Source organism: Pseudoramibacter faecis (assembly GCF_036289405.1).
Taxonomy (GTDB): Bacteria; Bacillota; Clostridia; order Eubacteriales; family Eubacteriaceae; genus Pseudoramibacter; species Pseudoramibacter faecis.
Genome location: NZ_JAYFFI010000020.1, coordinates 17,586 through 42,074, shown reverse-complemented (window position 1 = coordinate 42,074; position 24,489 = coordinate 17,586). Strand labels below are relative to the sequence as shown.

Sequence of the window (24,489 nt, the reverse complement as noted above, 5' to 3'; positions counted from 1 at the left end):
CTTGATGTTATCCGGGGTGGCCGGCCATTTCCCCTGACGATATACTTCTATACATTTCCCCTTGAATTCATAACTGTATCGCATAAAAACACCCTCCTTACTGCTGCATTTTCATCTCCGGTAAAGAGGGTACATATCAAGCCCGAGCCCTTGTTCTTTTGTTTTATTTTATTCTGAAGTAATCAGCTGCAGCCGGTGGTTGTGCCGCAGTCCAGACAAACCTTGCAAGTCCCGTTGCGAACCAAACGGTCAGAGCCGCAACTTGAACAGATTTCGCCGTACACATGCTCCAGCGATTCATCGTCCAGATCAATCGGTGCTTCTGCAATCTGCGCCACCTGCGCCATTTCGATTTGGTGAGGCTGGCTTTCGGAACGCTTATAATGATGTGCCGGCTTCACCTGACAACGAGAATAATCCCCGCATTCGATGTCGATAATCTTCGAGATCAGATCCGAGATTGAGTTCGCATTTTTGATATACGGATGGCGAGACACGAATCCCGAAGGCTCATACTTCTGGCCGCGGAGCATCGTCGCGATATCCTGGGGTGAAATGCCGTATTGCAGCATGTGCGAAATCGATTTGGATAACGAAGCCAATAATCCTTTGATCACCGTGCCTTCCCGATCGGTCGAAACGAAAAGCTCCGAAATGCGGTCGTCATCATAAAATGAAATAGTGATGTAAAGCTCGATGTCGCCGATTTTGGCCGTGTGGGTGCGACTGTTGCGAATGCCCCGCGGCTTTCTACGCTCCGGCACGCCGATTTCCCGCTGTTTGGCATAGGCCAGCAGCTCCTGATAGGTCAAGTCTTCAAGGTCACGGTCATCCTGGTTGTCACTGCCGCTCGACAGCGGCTGTGCTGCCTTGCAGCCGTCGCGGTAGGTGGCAATGGCCTTGGCGCCGGTGCGGTATGCCAGCAAATGGATATCGGCAATATCCTGCACCGTGGCCACATTGGGCAAATTGACCGTTTTGCTCACCGAACCGGAAATCATCGGTGTAATAGAACTGACCATCAGCACATGGCCTTCCGGACGGATGGTATTGGCTGTGTCAAAAATTGGCAGATGCTCCCTTTTAATATGAGGAGCATCTGCAAGTCCTTGGTGCAAGGTCATGCCGTTTTCATCTTTTTCAAGCATATAGGCCATGATGTCTTGAATCTGAGATTGGGTATAGCCCAGATTCTGAAGCGCCATTTCCATCACCGGATTGACGATTTCCATCGATCCGCCGCCAACCAGCTTCTTAAAAACCACGTGGCTGTAAAAGGGCTCGATGGATGTCGCACCGCAGTCCATCGCGAAAGAAATCGTTCCCGTCGGAGCAATCACAGACACCTGCGCATTGCGATACCCATAGGTATCCCCATAGTCAAGAGCTTCCTGCCAGGCATCCTTGATGCGCATCGACAGATTTTTAAAGCCCATGCGGTTTAAAATCGGGTGATCAATAATATAGGGATCATAATCCAGTCCGTCAAAATCATCGGTCAGCGTGCCGGCAATCCGGGCGTGATTGCGCATCACCCGCATCATATAGGGTTCGTTGATCTTGTAACATTCGAAAGCTCCGACTTTGCTCGCCATCAGTGCCGAAACAAAATAGGAATGGCCGGTCATCAGTCCGGCAAGGGCTGCCGTCAGATTACGCGCTTCATCTGAATCGTAAGGATAACCCAACGCCAGAATCAAAGAAGCGGTGTTGGCGATGCCAAGCCCTGTCGTCCGGAATTTATAACTCTTCTCCGCCACGTCTTCTGTGGGGAACTGCCCCCAATAAATGGAGGCTTCCAAAACTAACTGAATGAGCCCCGCCAGATGGCTAAAACGTTCAATGTCAATCTTTTTCGTTTTTGGATCAAAAAAGCGAAAAATATTAATGGATGCAAGATTGCATGCCGTGTCGTCAAGAAAAGCGTATTCCGAACAGGGATTCGTCGCATTGATGCGGTTGTGTTTCGCCCCGACATCTCCGTCTTCCCCCGCCGGACAGGTGTGCCAATTATTAAAGATGTTGTCAAACTGGAGTCCGGGATCTGCACATGCCCAGGCGGCCTCGTTGATTTCAATCCACAATTTGCTCACCTTGATCTCACGATCAACCTTGTGATCCTTTCGGCCCGTCAAGGTGATCATGGCTTCCGGATCTTCAGCCAAATACATCACTTTATCCATAAATTCGCGGTTAACGCGCACCGAATTATTCGCATTTTGACCGGCAACCGTCTGGTAGGCTTCGCCATCCATGCCCATGTCGTAGCCCATTTTCCCCAGCGCGCGCACTTTTTCTTCTTCTTTGACTTTCCAATTGATGTAATCTTCAATCTCTGGGTGATCAACATCAACGATCACCATCTTAGCCGCTCGGCGGGTTGTCCCACCAGATTTGATCGCGCCGGCATTCCGATCGAGCCCTTGGAGAAAACTCATCATCCCGGAAGATTTCCCTCCGGAAGACAAAGCTTCATTTTCTCCCCGCAGGGGTGAAAAATTCGTGCCGACACCGGAGCCGCCTTTAAATAATTTCGTTTCTGAAACATAATGGTCCGATATGGAACGATGTCCCAGAAGCTGATCCTTGATCGACAAGATAAAACACGCCGATGCCTGCGTTCTTGTGTAACGATCTCGAGATTCTACCACTTTTTCCGCAGCCGGGTCGTAATAATAAAGGGCATCGGATTCCGCACCAATGTGATAATTGCGTTCAATGCCGGTGTTAAACCACTGGGGCGAATTGGGCGCCCACATTTGTGCCAACAATGCAAAAACCAGTTCATCGTAAAATGTCTGCCACTGATCGTTCGTTTCGATCAAGCCCTCTTCTTTAAGGGCATCTGCCCAAAACCCCACCATGCGATCCGCAACCTGGCGCATTGAATATTCATAACCGCGTCCGGGCACACCACTTTTGCGAAAATATTTACTGGCAATGATATTGCAGGCGTTTTGAGAATAATTGGCTGGAAACTCCAAATCATTCATTTCCAAGAGGGTTTCTCCCGTTCGATAATTGGTCATCACCACGTCAACTGTTTGCCATTCAAACAAGTCGTAAACCGTTTTGGTGCTATTCGCCAAATCACCTGTAAAATGACGCATAAATAAATCCGAAATTTGTTTCACTATTACCTCCCTATCTTTTATTCTTTAGATTTCTCTTGCCTCAACAATATATTATCTTAATTTTCTATTTGGCCAGAATTGTATATTTCAGTTTATAAAACACAATATCTTGTTGCTGAAAGCTTCTATATCTTATCACGGAAAGCGATTGATGTAAATCACCAAAAAATATTCTCGTTAAAATCTCAGATATTATAATCCATCCACGCGTCAAACGCGTGGTTTTCGGCATACAAAAAGGCGCCGATATCGGCGCCTTTATAAAAATAATGATCATGTTACATTGTTTCATAAACTTCTGTCAAAATGCCAATAATATCTTGCATTGAGAAAATGGAGCTGTCGAGTGACAGATCATAATTTCGCAAATCGTTCCAATTACGATCTGTGTAAAAATTATAATATAACCGACGTCGCTTATCGACTTTTTTGATGACGCTCCGAGCTTTTTTTTCATCCAGATTATCGCGGTTCATCACCACGCTCAAACGATAATTGAGGGGTGCATAGACAAAAACATGGCGACTGTCAATTTTATCTTTTAACACGTAATCCGAGCATCGGCCGACAATAATACAATCTTCTGATTCTGCCACATCGCAAATTACCGAAGCCTCTGCCTGATAAAGCAAATCGTTAATGGGCTCGACTGTTGTGTAGCCGCTGCCAACCTGATACCCCACCGAAGAATAAATCCAAGGATTGGCGCGCGTTTCATCAATTTCTGCCAGATCCTCATCTGATAACTTGCTTTTTTTAGCTGCCATCTCAATGAGTTCTTTGTCATAAAACTGGATTCCGAGCGCTTCCGACAATTCCCGGGCAATTGCGCGGCCATTGCTGCCGAATTCCCTTCCGATTGTTATGACTTTACCCATAATGCCGCCTCCTATCTACTAAATTTAAATTATTATAACACAATTCGTAAACTTTTTCATTAATGATTTTCTTTATTATGTTCTACTGAAAAAACTTGACATTTGTTTTCGAAAAGTCTACTGTAATCGTAATTAAACTGACGATCAGGAGTAAGTAAGAGCGTGCGTGCATGACAGAGAACTGCCGGCTGGTGTAAGGCAGAATGTGAAGCGTTTCCCAATGGACCTGTGAGGGTCATCTGAAGCGATATTGTCGTTGTAAGATGAACGGGCTTCCCGCCGTTATCACGGGAAAGCGTGTGTTGGCACGCTGCTGAGCGGGTATTTTTTGAATACCAATTTGGGTGGCACCGCAGAAGCCGATTTTTGATTTTTTGAGCTTTTGTCCCTTGTAAAACATCGGACAAAGGCTTTTTTCTTTGTCCGAAATCAACATTTATGAAAGAGAGATTTCATCCCAATGATTCCCAGTGTCGAACAAATCGAAAAATTATCGCGGGAATACACCACCATTCCCCTATGTTGCGAAATCTATGCAGATATTATTACGCCTATTACCCTGCTACGTCGCATTCAGGCTCAATCCCAACGTTTTTTCTTCTCGAAAGCGTGGAAGGCGGCGAAACCTGGGGACGCTATTCCTTCTTAGGCTTTGATCCGAAAATACGCATTCGATTAAAAAATCACCAGATCACAGTTGAAGATTATGCTAAGCGAGAGGTACATTCGGAAACGGCAACAGACCCCATGGCCGCCATTCGTCAAATCCTCGGCGCTCACCGATCACCGCGCATTGAAGGTTTGCCGCCTTTTACCGGCGGTTTTGTCGGCTACTTTGCTTACGCCATGATCGGCTACAGCGAATCGACGCTTCAAATCAAAAACAGCGCCTGGAATGATTACGATCTTCTGCTTTTTGATAAAATCATCGCCTACGATCATTTAAAACAAAAGATTCAGCTGATTGTCAATATGCAAACCGATCATATCATGGCTGCCTATGGCCAGGCTTGTGCCGAAATCGAAAAGATGAAAAAACTGGTCTACGATGTGTCGCCCCTGCCCAAAGCGCATCCCGATCGTCACGTTTATTTTGAATGTCCTGTCTCCGAGGCCGATTATACACAGATGATCGAGCGGACCAAAGCATTGATTCGAGACGGCGATATTTTTCAGGCCGTTCAAAGCCGGCCCTTTTCAAGTCCTTATCGCGGCAGCTTACTCAGCGCCTATCGCGTGCTGCGCACGACCAATCCTTCTCCTTATATGGTTTTCATGAGTATCGACGGTGACGAGATCATCTGCTCGTCTCCCGAAACCCTGGTACGGCTTCAAGACGGGCATCTGACCACCTTCCCCGTCGCCGGTTCGCGCCCCCGAGGCAAAACCCGAACAGAGGACCTCGCTTTCGAAAAGGAACTGCTAAGCGACGAGAAAGAATTGTCTGAGCACAACATGCTTGTCGATCTTGGCCGCAACGATATCGGCCGCATCGCCAAAATCAACTCGGTCATGGTTACCAAATACATGATGATCCACCGCTATTCCAAAATCATGCACATCTGCTCCCAGGTGGAAGGCGACCTGCGAGAGGATCTCGACGCCTGCGACGCCATTTTGTCCATCTTGCCCGCCGGTACTTTATCCGGTGCGCCGAAAATCCGTGCCTGCGAAATCATCGAGACTCTTGAAAAGACGCCCCGCGGCATTTACGGCGGCGCATTGGGCTATCTGGATTTCACCGGCAACATGGATACCTGCATCGCTATTCGCATGGCGTCCAAGAAAAACGGTGTGGTCACAGTCCAGGCCGGCGGCGGTATCGTCGCCGACTCTGTACCGCATCATGAATTTATGGAAAGTGCCAATAAAGCCAGGGCCGTCATTGACGCCATCGAGCACGCCTGGGAGGTTGACCAACAATGATTTTGCTCATTGATAACTATGATTCTTTTTCCTATAACGTGTACCAACAAATCGCAGCTTTAAACAAGGATATTGTCGTCTATCGCAACGACGCCATAACGCTTGACGCCGTTGAGCAGCTCGCACCAGCCAAAATCGTGCTGTCCCCGGGGCCCAAATATCCGTCGGAGGCCGGCATCTGTGAAGTTGTCATTCGCCGGTTCGGTCCGCAAATTCCCATTCTGGGCATTTGTCTGGGACATCAGGCCATCTGCGAGGTCTATGGCGCGACCATCCGTCACGCCAAACAACTCATGCACGGGAAACAAAGTGCGATTCAAATAAAGGTTAACGACGATCCTTTGTTTGTCGGCCTGCCGAACATCATTAAAGCGGCCCGATATCATTCGCTTATCGCAGATCATTTACCAAAAGAACTTATCGTCACTGCTACCGATGATCTGGGGGAAGTGATGGCCGTCCGCCATCAGGAGCATCCCGTCTTTGGCGTCCAATTTCATCCGGAATCCATTTTGACGCCGGATGGCAATACCATCATGGAAAACTTTATCTGCAAACTTTGAACACAAAAGAGGCCGCTGTAAACAACTGCCTTTTTAATTGCATGTTTTATCCGGCTTGTTCTAATTTTTTGGCTTGATCCGTCGTGATCAGTGCATTGATCATTTCATCAATCTCACCGTCGAGAAAAGCCTCCAACTGATGCACGGTTTGCCCGATGCGGTGATCGGTGATGCGCCCCTGCGGAAAATTATAGGTCCGGATACGTTCACTGCGGTCGCCGGTCCCTACCTGGCTTTTGCGTTCCTCTGAAATCGCACTCTGCTGCTTTTGCATTTCCAAATCGTACAATCGCGCTTTGAGCACTTTCATCGCCTTCGCCTTGTTTTTAATCTGGGACTTTTCATCCTGACAGGTTACCACCAGACCGGAAGGAATATGCGTCAGGCGAACGGCCGAATCCGTCGTGTTGACACATTGTCCGCCGTTGCCGGAGCTTCGATACACATCCACGCGAATATTGTTGGGATTGAGATCCACCTCCACATCGTCCGCCTCCGGCAGCACCGCCACCGTTGCCGTTGACGTATGAATACGCCCGCCGGATTCCGTCTCCGGCACACGTTGCACCCGATGAACGCCGCTTTCGTATTTCAGGCGGCTGTACGCCCCCTGCCCCTGAATCGCAAAATTGATTTCCTTAATGCCTCCGAGGTCCAGGATATTGGAGCTTAAAATTTCGATCTTCCAGCCCTGCCGTTCGGCATAGCGAGAGTACATCCGGAATAAATCGCCCGCAAACAACGCTGCCTCATCGCCGCCGGCTCCGGCGCGAATTTCCACAATAACATTGCGTTCATCATTGGGATCCTTTGGCAGGAGCAAGATCTTCAGTTCTTCTTCCAATGTTGCCAATTGTGCCGTTTGCTCGGCCAACTCGTTTTCGCACATGATCTTGAATTCAGGATCAATGGATTTATCGGCCAACATTTCCTTGCTGTCGGCAATCGCTTGATCCGCTTCCCGATAGGCCTTGTATTTTTGAATGATCGGTTCAATATGGGCATGCTCTTTCATCAAATCCTGCCACTTGGCCTGGTCGGCAATCACCGTCGGATCCGAAATTTCCCGATTTAACTTCTGATATTTTTCTTCTAAAAAATCCAATTTTTCTAACATCTTGTTCTCCTTTTCGGTGAGCAAAAACCTTTATCTTGCTTCATCACATTGCGCGTCCGCATTTTTCTCCCATTGCCATCAATTCTTCGAGAAAATCAAATGCCTTTCTAACAATAAATGTGCATCCAACGACCAATTCGCATCGCTGCTACAAAGGATTTTCATCAAAAAAGAAGACCGTCATCGAGCCGGGGCCAATATGCGTCCCGATCACCGGTGCCAGAGTTGTCTGTTCAAAGTTGGTATTGCCGGTTTTTTTCGTGATCATGGCCTGCAGCGCATCGACCAACGGCTGTTGAACCGCGTCTACAAAATAAATTTTCTGATGAGCCAGATCATAAGTATGTGTTTCCATATAAGACATAAATTTCTTCAACAAGCGCTTTTCGCCCCGACATTTATCCGTGATCTGCAACTTGCCATCGCGGTCCACCTCCATGAAAGGATGAATCTTTAACGCATTGCCTAATACCGCCGATGTTTTACTCAACCGACCGCCGCGATACACATAATCCAGATTGGTCACCGTAAAAATATGGTGAATGTGGACGGTGCACCGTTGTGTCAGTGTGATCAATTCATCCATTGAACGCCCTTTTTGCGCTTCGAGAGCCACCACGTCTACAATCATCCCGAGGCCGCCGGTCACTGCCTTAGTATCTATCACGCGAATATCGGCATCCGGATAGCGTTCACACACATCGTGACAGGCCAGCTGTGCCGTTTGAAAAGTCCCCGACAGTCCACTGGAAAAGCAAAGGTATAAAGCCGGCTGTTTTGTCTGGGCATGCCGCTCAAAACATTGGAAATAATCCATGTAAGGAATCTGCGACGTTTTATAAATAACCCCTTCTGCCATCTGCCGGTAAATGGTTTCCGGCAAAATATCGATACCATCGCGGAAGATGATCTCCCCCTGAGTGACATACAGCGGCAATACTTCAACGTCATACGAACGCAGGCGCTCTACGGGCAGATCGCAGGCCGAATCTGTTATAATGTGAATTTTTTTCATATTTATCCTTTTATCTAAACCATCCAGATTATGAATGCTCTTTGGCTCTCTGTTTCTGCGCGAGCTTTTTCAAATCCGCTTGAAGGTCCTCCGTTTTCTCACGTGCCTTTTCTTCAAGCTTCTGTATCGTCTCTCTTTCTTTTTGTCGAGCAGCTTCCCGTTCCTTTTTTTCGCCTTCTTTTTTATTGTGTTTGGCAATATTATCGACAAAAATTTGTGCCGAGCGGTATCCGGCGTCTTTTAATCGCGCATTAATGGCTGCTGTTTCAATAATTGCCGCCAGATTGCGTCCGCTGGAAACGGGAATGGTCACCAACGGCACTTCCACACCTAAAATATTCGTCGTTTGTTCATCCAAACCCAGCCGATCATAGGGCGAATGATCATCCCAATTTTCCAGACGAATCACCAAATCGATATTGACTTCCCGCTTAACCGATTTTGCCCCGTAAAGCATACGGACATCAATGATGCCGATCCCGCGAACCTCCATATAATAGCGCAACATCTCCGGCGCTTCGCCAATGAGCTCATGTCCGTGATGACAGGTGATCTCCACAACGTCATCAGCCACAAAATTGCTGCCGCGCTTCAGCAGCTCCAAAGCCGTTTCGCTTTTGCCGATACCGCTGGCGCCCGTAATCACGACGCCAACGCCGTGCACTTCTACCAATACCCCGTGAATCCCTGTTTTGGGAGCCGTTATATCATCGATATAATCCACCAAACGATAAACCAAGGAAGTCGTTTTTTCCTTGCTTCTTAGCAACACACGATGATATTTAGCCGCTGCCTTCTCAAAGAGCACCGCTTCCGGCAAATCCCAGCATACAATCAAACACGGGATGTCATAGCTGAACAAATCGTCGACGCGTTTTTCTCGCAGTCTTGGATCGAGCGATATCAAATATGATGTTTCAACCTTACCAACCAATTGAATCCGGCTTTCATCGAAATATTCATAGTATCCGTGCAATTGCAGCCCGGGCCGGTTTGTCCCCGAATCCCATAAATCAAAGTCCTCACTTGGACTGTATAATTTTTCCAACTCCAGCGCTTTGCAAAAAGCATCCACATTGATGGTGCATAATGGCTTTTTTTCGCTCATGTCACACTCTCCCTTTCCCATCGTTCATTCTTCTTCCTTCGCTTGATTCTCTGCAGCCCAGCAACTGAAAAAATCGACGACCGCTTCTGCTAATTTCTGGTTCATCCCATCCACGGCACACATTTCCTCCACGGTCGCATTGCGAATATTTTGAATATTGCCATAATAGCGCATCAACGCTTTCCGTCGTTTCCTGCCGATGCCCGGAATGCTCTCCAACTGGGACGCCAACATTCCCTTTTTGCGAAGCGTCCGATGGTAACCGATCGCAAACCGGTGCACTTCTTCTGAAATCTCATTCAATAATGCGCTCAACGGTGTCCCCTTGCCGACTTTGTATTCCTCGTCTTGATAAACCAATCCGCGAAGCTGATGATGATCGTCTTTGACCAAACCGCAAATGGCACTTTTAATTTCAGGATACATGGCGAGGATCGCCTTTGCCGCATCCACATGGGTCTTGCCGCCATCGATCATAAAAATTTCTGGAAAGGGCAGAAAAGAGCTCACGCCGGGATCCTTTCCTTCTTTCATTTCATGAATCCCGTGTTCAATGCGGCGAAACAGCATCTCTTGCATACTGCCGTAATCATTTTGTCCTTCGACCGTTTTGATTTTAAAGCGCCGATAAGCCTTTCGCTGAGGGCGCCCCTCTTCAAAAACGACCATGCCTCCCACGTTGTCACTCCCGGAAATATTTGAAATATCATACGCCTCGATGCGATGAGGAATCGCCTTGATATCCAATAGATCCCGCAGCGAATCCAAGCGGCTTTTCTTTTTCTCCTCTTTCTGATGCTTTTCGAGCAAATGCTGGCTCAACGCCAGATCTGCATTCTTCTGCACCATGGCGATCAGCCTTTGTTTATTACCCCTTTGCGGTACCGTCAAAGTGACTTTGCTGCCACGCTGGTTGGACAGCCACGCCTGAATGGTTTCTGTCTCGTCGGCCGCCAAATCACCCGATAAAACAATTTCTTTCGGAATAAAATGCGTCCCCGCATAATACTGTTTAACAATATTGGTCATGATGCTCTCCGGCGATTCATCGGCTACGCCGGTCATCATCGAAGGATGCCGGCCCAAAAGTTTGCCATCTCTGACGTTAAAAACTTGAACGCTCGCCAACCCCTCTGCCGCTTTCGCATCACTTTCTTTCGGCGTTTCTTGCACCGCATAGGCGATAAAGTCCTGATCCTGCTCATTTTCTGAGATAATCTTCTGGCGGGACACCACCAACTGAATGCCCTGAATTTGATCACGCTTGCTCGCCGCCGTTTCAAAATCCAATCGCTCGCTGGCTGCTTTCATTTCCTTTGATAACCGATCAATTAATTCTTTTTCTTTCCCATTGAGAATATCGAGTATGGCATTCACATTCTCTTGATAAGCTTCTTCTATGAGCTTCCCGGTACAAGGAGCCGTGCACTGCCCGATATGGTAATACATGCAGGGGCGCCCGCGGCGAACGCCATAGGCGAGTTTGCGATTGCACCGACGCAGCGGATAAACCTTTTGAAGGGCTTCGATGGTTTGGCGCACCGCCATGCTATTGGTGAACGGGCCAAAATATTTTCCCCCGTCTCTTTTATGATTCCGGGTCATCAAAATCCTAGGAAATCTGTCCTGAATCGTCACCTTAATATAGGGATAACTTTTATCATCCTTCAGCATGATATTGTAACGCGGCCGATACTCCTTGATCAAATTGCATTCTAAGATCAAAGCCTCCATTTCCGTATCAACCACAATGGTTTCAATTGATTCAACATGGGAAACTTGGATCTGCGTCTTGATTGGCAGCTTCTTAGGATCCTGAAAGTATTGATGCACCCGGTTGAAAAGATTTTTCGCCTTTCCCACATAAATAATATCCCCGGCGTGGTTGTGCATAATATAAATGCCCGGGCGCTTGGGAATATTTTTCAAATTATCACGATTATACATCGCATCGCTTCCTTTATTCAATTCGTCTGTTTTAATTTTCATTATATAAAACAATTATTTATAATATAGTCAATAAATTGCCTTTTGGCAATCTTTTAAATTTTTTTGCCCTTAAATGACAAAACCTTTCGGCAGCAGCTTTTATTTTTGCTATAATGGACAGGTATTCACAAAGGAGATTATTATGTTTGAAAAAATAGACAAACGCGGTGCCAGCATACTGGTGTCCGACGATCATTTTGAAGTTGAGGTTACCCCCAAAATCTATGACGACGGCTACACACTTACCAAGCGCGTCCTCGATTATCCGCTGGAGATCATCGAGATTCGAGACATCCGTCTGCCACTGTCTGAAAAAGAGATCTTGAAAGAGGCAAAGAAATTATTGAAAACCGAATATGAATCTTTTTCTTGGCAAAGATGGCGTCTCCCAACAGCATGAACACATTTCAATACCGCATAGTGCTTTTCGATCTCGACGGCACTTTGATGGATACCGGCCCCGGCATCTTCGCCGCCTTTCGCCATGTCCAGCAAAGCATGAAGTGGCCGGCCTTGACCGATAAGCAGCTCCGTGCACTCGTCGGCCCCCCTTTGATCGACTCTTATGTTAAGACGTTTGGGCTTACGCCGGAAGAGGGACGTCAAGCGGCCGTCATGCATCGCCGGTTTCAAATCCAAGAGAGTTATCGGCTTGCTTCGCCTTATCCTGGCATCGCCAATTTTCTTCAAAGTCTGAAAGACGTCGGCTGCAAACTGGGTGTCACAACGCTCAAGGGCGAAGCCATCGCCCAGAAAACACTCGAATCCAGCCATCTTGCACACTATTTTAACTGTATTCACGGTGTGCAGCACGATGGAAGCAACTTGACAAAAGCAGCCATCATCGATCGCGCCCTTCACACATTAAAAACGCAGTCGCAGGAAGCGCTGCTCATCGGCGACAGCCGTTACGATGCTATCGGCGCCTGGGAAACTTACCGCTGTGACCTATGGCTACGGTTTCGCCAATTACGAAGCGGCCGAAAAATATCATCCGCTCTTTATTGCCCGGTCCGTTAGCGATCTTTCGAATTTTGTCGTATCAGCAGCAGATAAATTACGCACGCATCATCAAAAGGAGGACTCCATTGATGCCTTTAAAAAATAAAATTAATTCCATTCCAAAGCAGCCAGTTATTCAAACGCCGCCGCAATTCAGCCGCGCTTCCGGGGTTTTAATGCACATTGCCTCCCTTCCCGGTCCCTACGGCATTGGCACCCTCGGACAATCTGCCAAAGAATTCGTTGATTTTTTAGATCATTGTGGCTGTGCGTATTGGCAGGTTTTACCCCTTGGCCCTATCGATGGATTTAATTCGCCCTATCAAAGCCTGTCCGCTTTTGCCGGCAATCCTTATTTCATCGATCCTGATGCGCTGCACACCGCAGGGCTGCTCACAGAGGAAGAAATCGGTGACGCCCGATATGATGGTTCCCCCTGGGCTACCGCCTACGATTGGGTTAAAGACACGCGCCCCGCTTTGTTTCATAAAGCTTTTTCCCGTGTTGACACGGCCCTTCAGCAACAAATCGACGCCTTTACCGCTGACCAGCCTTGGCTTGAAGACTATGCGCTTTATACGGCGATTGCCAAAGATCTCGGCATTGCCTGCTGGACGGACTGGCCGGACAGAACGCTTCGCAAACGCGACCCCAAAACGCTTGACACAATCAAAGAAAAATTGGCCAATGCCATTGCCTATGAAATTTTTTTGCAGTATCTTTTTTTCACGCAGTGGCAAGATATCAAATCCTATGCAAATCAGAAAGGGATCGCCATTATCGGCGATATGCCCATCTATGTCGCCTTGGGTTCTGCCGACGTTTGGGCCCATCCAGAACTTTTCGATTTAGATCAAAACGGTCGGCCGCGCCGCATCGCCGGTGTTCCGCCGGATTATTTTTCCGAAACCGGTCAACTTTGGGGCAACCCCCTTTACGACTGGCAGGCAATGAAAAAGGATCGCTATCGTTGGTGGCTTGATCGGCTGGGCATGGCTTTAACGTTGTTCGACACGGTTCGCATCGACCATTTTCGGGCGTTCTCTGCCTATTGGGCCGTCCCCGCAGATGAAGAAACCGCCCAGAACGGCAGGTGGCTTCCCGGCCCTGGTATGGACTTTTTCAATGAAGTTTATGTCGCTTTTAATTTTACGACGCCGCGTATCATTGCGGAGGATCTCGGCGTATTGGATGACGACGTTCTTCAACTGCTTAGAGACAGCGGTTTTCCCGGTATGCGCGTCATGCAATTTGCTTTTATCGACACCGGCGACGGCATCCACTGGCCCCACAATTATTTGCCCAACACCGTCGCTTACACCGGCACTCACGACAATAACACCCTCCTGGGCTATCTCTGGGATCTCAACGACGGCGCCAGGCAATTCGCCTTTGAATATATCAATTATCCTTGCGAAGATGACGCCTGGCAGCAGGGTGGTCCGAAAAGTCCGGTCTGCCATGCCTTTATCCGCCATCTGTGGATGAGTGCCGCAAAACTGACCATTGTCCCCATGCAGGATCTGCTGGGCTACGGCGCCGACACACGCATGAATTGCCCGGGCGAAGCCGGCGGCAATTGGTGTTTCCGGATTCCTCAGGAGGCTTTGGACAGTGCCGACAGCCATTGGCTCTTTGAAATGAATCGTATCTATAAACGCCTGAAACCTCAGAAGCAATAAAAAATCCTCCACGATGATCATTATGACCATCGCAGAGGATCTTTTTTATTCTCTCATTCCTAACTGTCAAGCTTCAGCACCGCCATAAAGGCTTCCTGGGGCACTTCCACGCTGCCAACCTGCCGCATTCGTTTTTTCCCGGCTTTTTGTTTTTCCAGTAGCTTGCGTTTGCGGGTGATATCTCCGCCATAGCATTTGGCCAATACATCCTTCCGCAAAGCAGAGAGCGTCTGCCGTGCGACAATTTTATTGCCGATGGCCGCCTGAATCGGAATCTCAAACATTTGTCTCGGAATGGTTTCCTTGAGTTTTTTGCAAATGGCGCGGCCTCTGGCAATGGCTTTTTCTTTGGGGAAAATAAACGACAAGGCGTCCACAACATCTCCGTTGAGCAAAATATCCATTTTCACCAAATCGGCTTCGCGGTATTCTTTCACCTCATAATCCAGCGAGGCATAGCCTCGGGTTCGCGATTTGAGCGCATCAAAAAAATCATAAATAATCCCGTTCAACGGCAATTCATAATGCACTGAAACCCGTGTTTCCTCCAGATATTCCATGTTGATATAAGTTCCTCGGCGATCCTGACACAGTTCCATCACCGTCCCCAGATAACCGCTGGGCACCATGATCGTCGCGTTGACAATCGGCTCTTCCATGTGTTCAATCTCCGAGGGATCCGGCAAATTGGCCGGATTATCCACCCAAAGCAATTCTCCGTCGGTTTTAAGCACTTTATAAATCACGGAAGGTGCCGTCGTCATTAAATCCAGATTAAATTCCCGCTCCAACCGTTCCTGAATGACATCCATGTGCAAAAGTCCCAAAAAACCGCAGCGGAAGCCAAATCCCAAAGCGATGGACGTTTCTGCTTCATACAGCAGTGACGCGTCGTTGAGCTGGAGCCTTGCCAATGCTTCTTTGAGGTCTTCATATTTGGCACCATCTGCCGGATAAATCCCGCAATACACCATGGGAATCACTTTTTTATAGCCGGGCAACGGCTCTGCTGCCGAGCGCGCCGCTTCCGTGATGGTATCCCCGACGCCAATATCACCGACGGTTTTAACGCCGGCCACCACATAGCCGACGTCGCCGGCCTGCAATTGATCTTCCGGATACAATCGATTTTCAAAAAAACCGACTTCTTCCACATCAAACTGCAAATTCCCAGCCATCAGATAACAGCGCATACCGGCTTTGATGGTTCCCTCAACGATGCGCACCGAGGCAATCACACCGCGGTATTGGTCGTAATACGAGTCGAAAATCAAAGCCTTTAATGGGGCGTTGACATCTCCTGTCGGTGCCGGCACATTGTGAACAATATCTTCGAGTACTTCGTCAATATTAATATCGGCTTTTGCAGAAATCAGCGGCGCACCTTCTGCCGGCAGACCAACGATATCTTCAATTTCCCCTTTAACGCGGTCCGGTTCAGCCGATGCCAAATCAATTTTATTGATTACCGGCAGAATTTCCAGATCATTGTCCAATGCCAAATAGACGTTGGCAATGGTTTGTGCCTCAATTCCCTGAGAGGCATCCACCACCAAAACGGCCCCCTCACAAGCCGCGAGTGACCGGGAGACTTCATAGGTAAAGTCAACGTGACCTGGTGTATCGATCAGGTTTAAAATGTATTCATTGCCGTCTTTTGCTTTGTACAAAAGGCGAATGGCCTGCAGCTTGATGGTGATTCCGCGTTCGCGTTCCAATTCCATGTTGTCCAAAAGCTGATCTTCCATATCATGGGCCGAGATTAACCCTGTCTTTTCGATAAGCCGATCGGCCAGCGTCGATTTGCCGTGATCGATATGTGCAATAATCGAAAAATTGCGCGTTCTTTCCTGTTGTGTCAAAGACATGTATCAATCCTTCTTTTAATTTTTTCTACATCCGAATGGGCGTTGTTATCTTAACACAGAGCCGCTTTCGCTTGCAAATACCCCGCTGCTCACAAAAGCACTTGATGAAAGTCATTTGTAAATCCAGGGGCGATTGAAAATTTTCTTGTTTTCAATAATAGCCTGTGCTATACTTTTCACGTTAACAATAAATGAGGAGGTACGGTACTTCAATGGCTAATATCAAATCAGCGATTAAGAGAGCAAAGACCAACGAAATTGCCCGCATACGCAACAAAGCTGTCCGCACGAACCTAAAGACAGTCGAAAAGCAATTTAAGGCTGTTGTTTCAGAAGGCGACGCAGCAAGGGCTCAGGATGCATTTAACACAGCTGCAAAGCGTTTGGATCAAGCTGTTGCCAAACATGTCATTCACAAAAATGTGGCATCGCGCAAAAAAAGCCAGTTGGCAAAAGCGCTCGACAAAGTCACTGCCTAATCTCGTTTATTCCCTAACACGTGTCTCGGGCGGCCGAACGGCCGCCTTTTTATTTGTCCATTTTCCGCTTTTCCTATTTCCTATGCCAGGCGCATCATAAACAGCTCGATGCCCAGTTCCGGATCGATGGCGCCGGTCTTCATCGACAGATCCAGATCTCCGAGTGCAATCATTAACCCCCGAAGCTTGTTAAGACCGTATTTTCTGGAGCGGTCGGCCATCTCTTTGACCACAAAAACCGGACGCCCCACTTTTTTGGCAATCATGTTCACCGGCATACGCCGATGCGACAGTAAACACACCTGCATCATCGTCCGGATTTGCCCTGCCAATAATCCAAAAACCCCAAAAGGCGATTCCCCCTGAAGATAAAAACGCCCGAGCATTTCAATCGATCCGGCCATATTGCCTCCCAGCGCATGATCAATCATTTTAAAAATATTATCGTCAACGGCGTCCGGCACCACCTCTGCTACATCCTGGCGTTGTACCAGCTCTTCAGCTCCCAGATAATCAATCAACTGGGCCACGCGGTTATCAATCATCGCCATGTCGCAGGCATCACTGGTGAGATATCGGGTCCTTTCGATCAGATTTCGCAGCGTGCGTGTGCCGATTTTTTTATGCGCGCGTTTAAAGCGCATCGCAATCCAATTTTCAAGCTCTGCCATATTCAGCTTTTCATAATCGACAACCGCAGCGACCTTTTCAAGTGTCTTATAAACTTTTTTTCGTTTATCCGGTTTGCTGTCGTGCACGATCAGAATCGTCGACGGCTCCGGGTTCTCCAGATACGCACAAAAAGCATCCACGGTTTTGGTGTCCGAGCCGTGACAAAGTCCGGTCTCTTCTCGCAGCACCACAACACGATGCTCGCTCATCATCGGCAACTGGCGGCAACTGGCAATCACTTCACCGATTTCAAAATCTTTATCTTTAAAATGCATGACGTTCAGCTGGTTAAGTCCCTCGGGAATAACCGTTTGAATCAGCTGTTTTTCCATCATTTTGGCAATGTATTCTTCCGGGCCGGTAAACAAATAGATATTAGCCGGCTGGCCGCTGCGCATTTGCTTCATCAATTCTTGATATTTCATATATCTCCTTTTGATGCTGTTTAATCTTTCTTGAAACTTTTTATTCATTCGTAGGTTTTGATTTTAAGTGCTTTCCCATTTGTGGTTAATTCGACGGCACCGTTTTGATCCGTTCGATAACATTGTGCCTTTGATCGACGAATTCTTTTAAGCACAGCCGGCGTTGGATGCCCGTACCAATTGTGTTGCCCTACAGAGATGACCGCAATCGCCGGCGTAACAGACTTTAAAAAAGCGGCCGATGTTGCGCTGGCGCTCCCATGATGCCCCACCTTCAGCACGTCGGCATCAATGGCCTGCGGATCCAATCGGGGCTCCGTTTCAATACCGGCATCGCCTGTAAATAAAAAGGACCGCCGCCCATACTGCAGACGCAAAATCATTGAAACTTCATTTTGTCTGTCGTCGGCAACCGCCTCGACATCGCGCTCCGGCCATAGCACAACCATCCGCAGGCCATCTTTCGTTTTTAACGTGTCGCCCTGGGACAACACAGCCACCGGAATTTTCTTTTGACGTATCAACCAGCCATTGTATTTCGTCGAAACATAAATCCGATCAATCGGGATCTTCCCAGATAGCTCTTCGATTCCTTGAACGTGATCTGCATGATTGTGGGAAATAAACGCGCCATCTAGATGCGTAATTCCCTTGCTGTAAAGTGCCGGCAAGAGCACCTGTTCGGATATGGGCGTTCGCTCTGCATTTTCCCCCGGAATCCTGTCTTCATATCCGCCGCCGTCAATCAGATAAGCGCCGCCGGCCGGCGTTTCAATCAATGCGGCGTCGCCCTGCCCCACATCCAAATAGGTAATCTTTAACCCCTGCGGCAGCCATCCCGGCAATAAGGTCAAAAAAATTAAAAGCGGCAGCCCGATCGAAACCACCATAACCTGCCGATAATGCCGAAGGTTAAAATAGCCCGCAGCGAGCAACGCCAACATGACAATCAAAAGAAATGCCGCAAGCGACAATGCTCCACCGTGAAAGTTGAAAAAAGCCAATGCGCGCAACCGATCAGTCAACGCGAAAATGAACTTTGCCAGCAACGATGGCAAAATGACTATCACTTGTGCCAGCTCCGGAAACACCATCAGGAAAGGAATCACAACAAAGGCCAGGATTAATAAAATGCCGACAAGCGGTACCACAAGCAGATTTCCCACGAGTCCAATCACATTCACCGTTTGAAAATAATATAACGTTGCCGGCAAGGTGCCGATCGTGGCTGCTATTGTCAAGCTGATAGATTGAACGAGCCATTTCCCGCGACGTGACCGAATGTCTAAGTCGCGGGTCACGCGATAAACCAACGGTCGGTACAGCAGAATGATTCCCAACACCGCCCCGAAGCTCATTTGAAAGCTGACACTCCAGAGTTGATGCGGCGCAACAGCAAGAATGATCATCGCTGCCACACACAAAGCCGAAAGCCGATCCACATGACGTTTTGTCACCCGTCCCCAAAACGGAATCATCAGCATGATTGCCGCCCGAACCACGGATACCGCGAAGCCGGTCAATACAATATAAAAGCCAACGGCCACAGCGGTCATCACCATTGCTTGTGCTTCTTTTCGCCCCATCGCCTTGCACAGCCACCAAACGGCTGCACATAAATAACCAACATGCAGCCCCGAAACAGCCAACACATGCGCAATCCCAGCATCAGCAAATGTTTCCCGCAATTGGGTATCTCCCTGAAGATCACCAAAAAGAATGCCCGTCAATAAATGAGCCACGCGTTGATCAAAATATTGATTACAAACCGCTGTCAAACTTTTTCTTAGCTGTAATACCGAAAAAATCGGTGAATGCCATTGCCCCGCGATGGTCACTTTATGTTTATATGGCACATAAATTTGTGCTGAAATTCCCCTTGATTTTAAATAGCGCCGGTAATCAAAACCGCCGGGATTCCGACGTCCATTTGGAAGCGCCAGCGCTCCTTCGGTTCTGACGATGTCTCCGGGCTGCAGCGTCTTCAAATCATCTTTTCTGTCAAAACATGACACAGATGTCATGACCTTGCCATGAATCCGTTCCCCGTTGATAACCGTTTTGCCCAATACAAAGCGCACCTGTTGTCTATGACGAGTCGGGATCGTTTCAACAACCCCAGTCATTCGAACGGTTTTCCCGATATAAGCATCGTAAACCGTTGATTTTCCATCAAAAAAACCGACACAAAGGATCACGAATATCATACCTGCTATGATCCAAATGGCCGGTCTTTTCATTTGTTTAATCCTTACGATTCAAAATACAAACTCAATTATTTTCTAATTATATCATCGTCTGCCTTTCATCGCCACAAAAGATTCTATATTTATTGTAAAAATCCTTTTAAAATCAAATAAAAAGGGAAATGCAATTCTGCATTCCCCTTTTATCGCTTAGGCTAATTTTGCTCGGACAATCTGATTGACAATCTCCCCGTCAGCTGCACCTTTGATTTTTGGCATCAGTGCTTTCATGACATTTCCCATATCTTTCATGCTCGCGGCACCGACTTCCTGAATGGTTTCATCAACAATTGCTTCAATTTCCAATTGCGTCAATTGTTTTGGAAGGTAGGCTTCAATGATTGCCATCTCGGCCCTTGTCTGTTCGATTAAATCATCTCGTCCAGCTTTTATAAACTCGTCCAGCGCATCTTTACGCTGTTTGTACTGTTTGCTGATAATGGCCTGAATATCCGTTTCCGGCAATGCATCAACACGTTGGTCCTTCTCTTGCTGAAGAATCGCCGCGCGCATCATTGTAATTGTCGATTTGCGGACTTTATCCTTGGCTTTCATCGCTGTTTTCAGATCAGCAAGAAGCTGCTCTTTTAATGCCAAACTTATGCCACATCCTTTATCTGTGTTTCTTCATTTTTCTTTTTCTGGCCGCTTCAGATTTCTTTTTGCGCTTGACACTCGGTTTCTCGTAGTGCTCGCGTTTGCGAATTTCAGACATGACACCTGCCATGGCCGTCTTTCTTTTGAAACGTCTTAACGCGCTTTCCAGAGATTCATTCTCACGTACTCTAACTTCTGACATTCTTATCCCCCCTTCCTTGGTTAAAACTACCCTTGGAAATCAGTTGATATGGGTCGGGCAATAAATATTATATTTCAACCCTTAAATTTTGTCAATAAAAAAGGGCAATTTCTTGCCCTTCGTTCAACCGAATTAGCCTGGTGGCCAAGCCATATTTCTGCCTGCCAGAAAATGAAAATGCACATGCGGCACCGTTTGTCCACCAGCCTCTCCGCAATTATTAACAACCCGGAATCCATCTTCCGCAACACCAAATTTGATCGCCAGACGGCTGATCACGGTTTGAATCTTCCCCATGATGGCATCTCCTGCCGGAATTGCCAAAATTGAAGTGTAATGCTTTCTGGGAATGATCACAATATGAATCGGTGCCTGAGGACTCACATCCTTAAAAGCGACAATATCTTTGTCTTCATAGACAATTTCCGACGGAATCTCGCCTTCAGCGATTTTGCAAAAAATGCAATCTTCTGCCATGGGCCCTTCTCCCCTCTATTCACTCACCATATAGGATTGATCTTTTGAATATTGTAACATCAATTCTTGAATTTGTCCTATTTTTTTTCCATCAGCGGACATCCGCACTGGAATATAATTGGGGGTGTGTCCTTCGATGCAGTGATTCGCTTGCAATTGCTCGAACAGCACTGGCATGCGCTCACCCGCATTCTCTTTAAGAAATGCCTGTTCTTGCTCGCGGGACAAAGCAATTAAGCCCTGACTGCGCCGGTGCTTTGTCGCTTCATCCACTTGACCTTCAAAATCGGCCGCCGGGGTTCCACGTCGCTTAGAATATTTAAAAACGTGCACCTTGTAAAAATTAACAGCTGTCATAAAATCTTTTGTCGCTTGGAATTCTTCATCGGTTTCTCCTGGAAAACCGACGATAACATCTGTCGTAATGGCCGGCTTTGAAAAATACCGGCGGATCCGTTGGACAATTCCGAGATACTGATCTGCCGTATAATGGCGATTCATACGTTGGAGCACGGCATCGCAGCCACTTTGCAGCGACAAATGGAAATGAGGACAAAAACTTTTAATCTCACTGAGTCCTGAAACAAAAGTCTCCGTCATCAAAAGCGGTTCAATGGATCCCAGACGAATGCGCGCCACACCGGGAATCGCATCCACAGCGCGAATCAAGGCAAGCAAATCGGGACCCCCCGGCATATCCTTGCCGTAGGACGCAATGTGAATGCCTGAAAGCACAAACTCTTTAAACCCATCCGCGACCAGAAGCCGGACTTCCTCACAAACGGAATCGATCCTGCGACTGCGGATGCGCCCGCGGGCGTAGGGCACAATGCAATAGGTGCAGAATTGATTGCAGCCGTCCTGCACTTTTAAAAACGCCCGCGTATGCCGGCGGTGTTCGGCAATGGGCATATCCTCAAAAATATGCTGTTCACTAATATCCGACACATAAACTTGACGATGATGGTCTTCTTGGAACCGCACCACCTCATCGACCACACGATTACGATGGGCCGTACCCAAAATCAAATCCACTTCTTCAACTTTTGATACTTCTTCGGGGGCAACCTGGGCGTAACAGCCAGCAGCGACAATAACCGCATTGGGATTTTTTCGCCGCGCCTTGCGCAACATCTGCCGGCTTTTGCGATCGCCGAGATGGGTCACAGTACAAGTGTTCACCACATATACGTCCGCCGCCGCATTAAAAGGAACCACTTCATAACCGACTTTTAAAAAACAGGCTTTCATCGATTCGGTATCAAAATCATTAACTTTACATCCCAAATTATAAAATGCGACTTTTTTTTTCATATTCTCTTTTATTATTCATCCACTTCTTATTGGCCAAATGCATAATTGATTTGAGCCAGTAAGGCCATACCAGCTGTTTCCGTTCTCAAGATGCGCTTTCCTAACGAAACGCTCTTTGCACCCGCTGCCTCCAGCCTTTCGACTTCTTCACAGGAAAATCCGCCTTCCGATCCCACGATCACGGCGATGTTTCGGCTCCGTGTCCGCCCTTTAAGCACGGTTTGAAGGGGCCTATCCATCTCGTGTTCATAAGCCAAAAGCACCAAATCAAAATCTGCCGTCACCTCACATATTCTTTGAAAGGCGACGGGCTCGTGCACCCGCGGTATTTTCCCCCGTTTGGATTGCTTAGCCGCCTCAAAGGCTATGCGCTGCCACCGGCCGCATTTCTTGGGCGCCTTATCCGGCTTCTCCAGTTTGGCCATACAAAAGGTCGAAACAAAAGGCACCACGCTGCTGATTCCCAACTCCGTATTTTTCTGGACAATTTCATCCATTTTCTGACCTTTGGGCAATCCTTGAAATAATGTCACCGCATAGGGCAATTCACCCGCAGATGGCCGTTTTTCTTGAATCGCCGCCGTTAATTGTTCCTTTTCCCGACAGGCAATCAAACAATGATAATCAAAACCGCTGCCATCACACACTTCAAAAAGCTCATTGTCGCGAATGCGCACCACCTTAGCAGCATGTTTAAATTCTTCACCGTCAATCGTAATTTGATCGCCGTGAATCTGTTCCGGCTTTACAAAAAAACGATGCATTATTGGGCCAGCTTCCGCGCGACCACCGCGTCCCATTCGCCCATCGCGTCTGTCGCCACGATGTCAAATGCCTTGGTCTTCAAAGCATTCTTTACTTCATTCAAATGCTCATGAATAATGCCGGACGCGATAAAAATGCCGTCGTCTTTTAGATACAGCCGAATGGAATCCGCCAGCCGAATGATCACTTCTGCCAGAATATTTGAAACGACAAGATCTGCCTGATGATCCTGGGGAATGACCTCGAGCAAATCTCCCTCTTCAATACCGACTTGCTCACCCAAATCATTGAGGGCCACATTGGATCGGGCGGCGTCCACCGCAACCGGATCAAAATCTACGCCCACGACCTTTTGCGCCCCTAATTTTCCGGCCACAATGGACAAAATCCCCGAACCGCAGCCAACATCATACACCAGGTCATCCGGATGCAGATATTTTTCTAATGCGAGCACGCAAAGCTGTGTTGTTTCGTGTGTTCCGGTACCAAAGGCCATCCCCGGATCCATATTGACAATCATTTCACCGACTTGTGCCGTATAAGGCTCCCAGGTCGGTTTAATCACAATTTTATCGCCGATTTTGGTCGGTTTGTAAAATTGTTTCCAGGAATTGGCCCAATCTTCTTCAACTGTCTCCCGCACCATGATGGTGCGCGCGCCGGGATCCAGTCCCCATTCCAAAAGATGGCTCAGCCCTTGCTTAATCTGTCGCAATTGTGCTTCAAAGTTTTCGTCATCCGGAAAATAACCAGCCACATAAGACGCTTCCGGATCCATGGCAAGAATCCGATTATCCACATAATTAATGGTTTTGTCGTCTCGAATCGCGCTAAGATTGGCTGCCGATTCTACGGCGGTTCCCTTGGCGCCTGCCTCATAAAACAAATTGATCACGGCTTCCTCCGCTTCCTGAGACGTTGTCACACGGACTTCTTTCCAATTCATCGCGCTATCCTTTCTTTTAATGCCGATTCGATACACTGCCAGTCATGGCCGGCCCATCCGCCCTTTTTCATGAGGCCTATTATA

The 24,489-nt window shown here is 47.8% G+C and carries 20 protein-coding genes and 1 pseudogene; 6 read left to right on the top strand and 15 right to left on the bottom strand.

What is annotated here, in order from left to right; all coding sequences use genetic code 11:
• Window positions 1-182: 182 nt before the first annotated feature.
• Together V3C63_RS10455 and V3C63_RS10450 are read right to left on the bottom strand one after the other, a co-directional pair.
• Window positions 183-3,134: a vitamin B12-dependent ribonucleotide reductase gene (locus V3C63_RS10455; protein ID WP_329887794.1), complete on the bottom strand. Its 2,952-nt coding sequence runs from the start codon at window positions 3,132-3,134 to the stop codon at window positions 183-185.
• Between the two features lie 278 nt (window positions 3,135-3,412).
• Complete coding sequence (locus V3C63_RS10450; protein ID WP_329887792.1) at window positions 3,413-4,012, bottom strand: cytidylate kinase-like family protein; 600 nt, start codon at window positions 4,010-4,012, stop codon at window positions 3,413-3,415.
• A gap of 460 nt (window positions 4,013-4,472) precedes the next feature.
• Here V3C63_RS10450 and V3C63_RS10445 point away from each other — a divergent pair.
• Together V3C63_RS10445 and V3C63_RS10440 are read left to right on the top strand one after the other, a co-directional pair.
• A pseudogene (locus V3C63_RS10445) lies at window positions 4,473-5,938 on the top strand (anthranilate synthase component I family protein).
• Window positions 5,935-6,501, top strand: coding sequence for an anthranilate synthase component II (locus V3C63_RS10440; protein ID WP_329887790.1), 567 nt, complete (start codon window positions 5,935-5,937; stop codon window positions 6,499-6,501). The pseudogene V3C63_RS10445 and the gene V3C63_RS10440 overlap by 4 nt, the downstream one beginning before the upstream one ends.
• 46 nt (window positions 6,502-6,547) lie before the next feature.
• Here V3C63_RS10440 and prfA read toward each other — a convergent pair whose 3' ends face one another.
• The 4 genes from prfA to uvrC all read right to left on the bottom strand — a co-directional run bounded on the left by prfA (window position 6,548) and on the right by uvrC (window position 11,688).
• The gene (gene prfA / locus V3C63_RS10435) at window positions 6,548-7,618 is read right to left on the bottom strand and encodes a peptide chain release factor 1 (RefSeq protein WP_329887789.1); all 1,071 of its coding nucleotides are present in this window, start codon (window positions 7,616-7,618) and stop codon (window positions 6,548-6,550) included.
• A gap of 148 nt (window positions 7,619-7,766) precedes the next feature.
• Window positions 7,767-8,633: a DegV family protein gene (locus V3C63_RS10430; RefSeq protein WP_329887788.1), complete on the bottom strand. Its 867-nt coding sequence runs from the start codon at window positions 8,631-8,633 to the stop codon at window positions 7,767-7,769.
• 28 nt (window positions 8,634-8,661) lie between these two features.
• The gene (gene hprK / locus V3C63_RS10425) at window positions 8,662-9,741 is read right to left on the bottom strand and encodes an HPr(Ser) kinase/phosphatase (protein ID WP_329887787.1); all 1,080 of its coding nucleotides are present in this window, start codon (window positions 9,739-9,741) and stop codon (window positions 8,662-8,664) included.
• A gap of 24 nt (window positions 9,742-9,765) precedes the next feature.
• Window positions 9,766-11,688, bottom strand: a complete 1,923-nt coding sequence (gene uvrC, locus V3C63_RS10420; protein WP_329887785.1) for an excinuclease ABC subunit UvrC — start codon at window positions 11,686-11,688, stop codon at window positions 9,766-9,768.
• 184 nt (window positions 11,689-11,872) lie between these two features.
• Here uvrC and V3C63_RS10415 point away from each other — a divergent pair, with 184 nt between their 5' ends.
• The 3 genes from V3C63_RS10415 (at window position 11,873) to malQ (ending at window position 14,414) form a co-directional block, all read left to right on the top strand.
• Entirely contained in the window at window positions 11,873-12,130 is a 258-nt protein-coding gene (locus V3C63_RS10415; RefSeq protein WP_329887783.1) for a hypothetical protein, read from the top strand.
• On the top strand, window positions 12,127-12,750 hold the full coding sequence (locus V3C63_RS10410) for an HAD hydrolase-like protein (protein WP_329887781.1): 624 nt from the start codon (window positions 12,127-12,129) through the stop codon (window positions 12,748-12,750). Before V3C63_RS10415 ends, V3C63_RS10410 begins: the two co-directional genes overlap by 4 nt.
• A 71-nt stretch (window positions 12,751-12,821) precedes the next feature.
• Window positions 12,822-14,414 carry a 4-alpha-glucanotransferase gene (malQ, locus tag V3C63_RS10405; protein ID WP_329887780.1) on the top strand — a complete coding sequence of 531 codons (1,593 nt, stop codon included), beginning with the start codon at window positions 12,822-12,824 and terminating at the stop codon, window positions 14,412-14,414.
• 59 nt (window positions 14,415-14,473) lie between these two features.
• Here malQ and lepA read toward each other — a convergent pair whose 3' ends face one another.
• Window positions 14,474-16,282, bottom strand: a complete 1,809-nt coding sequence (gene lepA / locus V3C63_RS10400; protein ID WP_329887778.1) for a translation elongation factor 4 — start codon at window positions 16,280-16,282, stop codon at window positions 14,474-14,476.
• Between the two features lie 212 nt (window positions 16,283-16,494).
• Here lepA and rpsT point away from each other — a divergent pair, with 212 nt between their 5' ends.
• Window positions 16,495-16,761: a 30S ribosomal protein S20 gene (rpsT, locus tag V3C63_RS10395; RefSeq protein WP_329887777.1), complete on the top strand. Its 267-nt coding sequence runs from the start codon at window positions 16,495-16,497 to the stop codon at window positions 16,759-16,761.
• Between the two features lie 80 nt (window positions 16,762-16,841).
• On the opposite strand, the gene holA is transcribed toward rpsT, so the two are convergent.
• From holA to prmA, 8 genes are all read right to left on the bottom strand, one after another.
• A complete protein-coding gene (gene holA / locus V3C63_RS10390; RefSeq protein ID WP_329887775.1) occupies window positions 16,842-17,858 on the bottom strand; it encodes a DNA polymerase III subunit delta in 1,017 nt (338 codons plus the stop codon).
• Window positions 17,859-17,902: 44 nt separating this feature from the next.
• A complete protein-coding gene (locus V3C63_RS10385; protein ID WP_329887773.1) occupies window positions 17,903-20,098 on the bottom strand; it encodes a DNA internalization-related competence protein ComEC/Rec2 in 2,196 nt (731 codons plus the stop codon).
• A 156-nt stretch (window positions 20,099-20,254) separates the two neighbouring features.
• The gene (locus tag V3C63_RS10380; protein WP_329887772.1) at window positions 20,255-20,701 is read right to left on the bottom strand and encodes a GatB/YqeY domain-containing protein; all 447 of its coding nucleotides are present in this window, start codon (window positions 20,699-20,701) and stop codon (window positions 20,255-20,257) included.
• A 16-nt stretch (window positions 20,702-20,717) separates the two neighbouring features.
• A complete protein-coding gene (gene rpsU / locus V3C63_RS10375; RefSeq protein WP_006598092.1) occupies window positions 20,718-20,903 on the bottom strand; it encodes a 30S ribosomal protein S21 in 186 nt (61 codons plus the stop codon).
• Between the two features lie 132 nt (window positions 20,904-21,035).
• On the bottom strand, window positions 21,036-21,380 hold the full coding sequence (locus V3C63_RS10370; RefSeq protein WP_273270128.1) for a histidine triad nucleotide-binding protein: 345 nt from the start codon (window positions 21,378-21,380) through the stop codon (window positions 21,036-21,038).
• Between the two features lie 15 nt (window positions 21,381-21,395).
• Complete coding sequence (gene mtaB, locus V3C63_RS10365) at window positions 21,396-22,694, bottom strand: tRNA (N(6)-L-threonylcarbamoyladenosine(37)-C(2))-methylthiotransferase MtaB (protein WP_329887768.1); 1,299 nt, start codon at window positions 22,692-22,694, stop codon at window positions 21,396-21,398.
• A 26-nt stretch (window positions 22,695-22,720) separates the two neighbouring features.
• Window positions 22,721-23,458 carry a 16S rRNA (uracil(1498)-N(3))-methyltransferase gene (locus tag V3C63_RS10360; protein ID WP_329887767.1) on the bottom strand — a complete coding sequence of 246 codons (738 nt, stop codon included), beginning with the start codon at window positions 23,456-23,458 and terminating at the stop codon, window positions 22,721-22,723.
• The gene (gene prmA, locus V3C63_RS10355; RefSeq protein WP_329887765.1) at window positions 23,458-24,405 is read right to left on the bottom strand and encodes a 50S ribosomal protein L11 methyltransferase; all 948 of its coding nucleotides are present in this window, start codon (window positions 24,403-24,405) and stop codon (window positions 23,458-23,460) included. The genes V3C63_RS10360 and prmA overlap by 1 nt, the downstream gene beginning before the upstream one ends.
• Window positions 24,406-24,489: the final 84 nt, after the last annotated feature.

What these genes read in the sequence shown, in the direction of transcription:
- V3C63_RS10450 (WP_329887792.1), bottom strand. Translation starts at nt 4,012, where the DNA reads ATGGGTAAAGTCATAACAATCGGAAGGGAATTCGGCAGCAATGGCCGC.
- V3C63_RS10440 (WP_329887790.1), top strand. Translation starts at nt 5,935, where the DNA reads ATGATTTTGCTCATTGATAACTATGATTCTTTTTCCTATAACGTGTAC.
- prfA (WP_329887789.1), bottom strand. Translation starts at nt 7,618, where the DNA reads ATGTTAGAAAAATTGGATTTTTTAGAAGAAAAATATCAGAAGTTAAAT.
- V3C63_RS10430 (WP_329887788.1), bottom strand. Translation starts at nt 8,633, where the DNA reads ATGAAAAAAATTCACATTATAACAGATTCGGCCTGCGATCTGCCCGTA.
- hprK (WP_329887787.1), bottom strand. Translation starts at nt 9,741, where the DNA reads ATGAGCGAAAAAAAGCCATTATGCACCATCAATGTGGATGCTTTTTGC.
- uvrC (WP_329887785.1), bottom strand. Translation starts at nt 11,688, where the DNA reads ATGTATAATCGTGATAATTTGAAAAATATTCCCAAGCGCCCGGGCATT.
- V3C63_RS10415 (WP_329887783.1), top strand. Translation starts at nt 11,873, where the DNA reads ATGTTTGAAAAAATAGACAAACGCGGTGCCAGCATACTGGTGTCCGAC.
- V3C63_RS10410 (WP_329887781.1), top strand. Translation starts at nt 12,127, where the DNA reads ATGAACACATTTCAATACCGCATAGTGCTTTTCGATCTCGACGGCACT.
- malQ (WP_329887780.1), top strand. Translation starts at nt 12,822, where the DNA reads ATGCCTTTAAAAAATAAAATTAATTCCATTCCAAAGCAGCCAGTTATT.
- lepA (WP_329887778.1), bottom strand. Translation starts at nt 16,282, where the DNA reads ATGTCTTTGACACAACAGGAAAGAACGCGCAATTTTTCGATTATTGCA.
- rpsT (WP_329887777.1), top strand. Translation starts at nt 16,495, where the DNA reads ATGGCTAATATCAAATCAGCGATTAAGAGAGCAAAGACCAACGAAATT.
- holA (WP_329887775.1), bottom strand. Translation starts at nt 17,858, where the DNA reads ATGAAATATCAAGAATTGATGAAGCAAATGCGCAGCGGCCAGCCGGCT.
- V3C63_RS10385 (WP_329887773.1), bottom strand. Translation starts at nt 20,098, where the DNA reads ATGAAAAGACCGGCCATTTGGATCATAGCAGGTATGATATTCGTGATC.
- rpsU (WP_006598092.1), bottom strand. Translation starts at nt 20,903, where the DNA reads ATGTCAGAAGTTAGAGTACGTGAGAATGAATCTCTGGAAAGCGCGTTA.
- V3C63_RS10370 (WP_273270128.1), bottom strand. Translation starts at nt 21,380, where the DNA reads ATGGCAGAAGATTGCATTTTTTGCAAAATCGCTGAAGGCGAGATTCCG.
- mtaB (WP_329887768.1), bottom strand. Translation starts at nt 22,694, where the DNA reads ATGAAAAAAAAAGTCGCATTTTATAATTTGGGATGTAAAGTTAATGAT.
- V3C63_RS10360 (WP_329887767.1), bottom strand. Translation starts at nt 23,458, where the DNA reads ATGCATCGTTTTTTTGTAAAGCCGGAACAGATTCACGGCGATCAAATT.
- prmA (WP_329887765.1), bottom strand. Translation starts at nt 24,405, where the DNA reads ATGAATTGGAAAGAAGTCCGTGTGACAACGTCTCAGGAAGCGGAGGAA.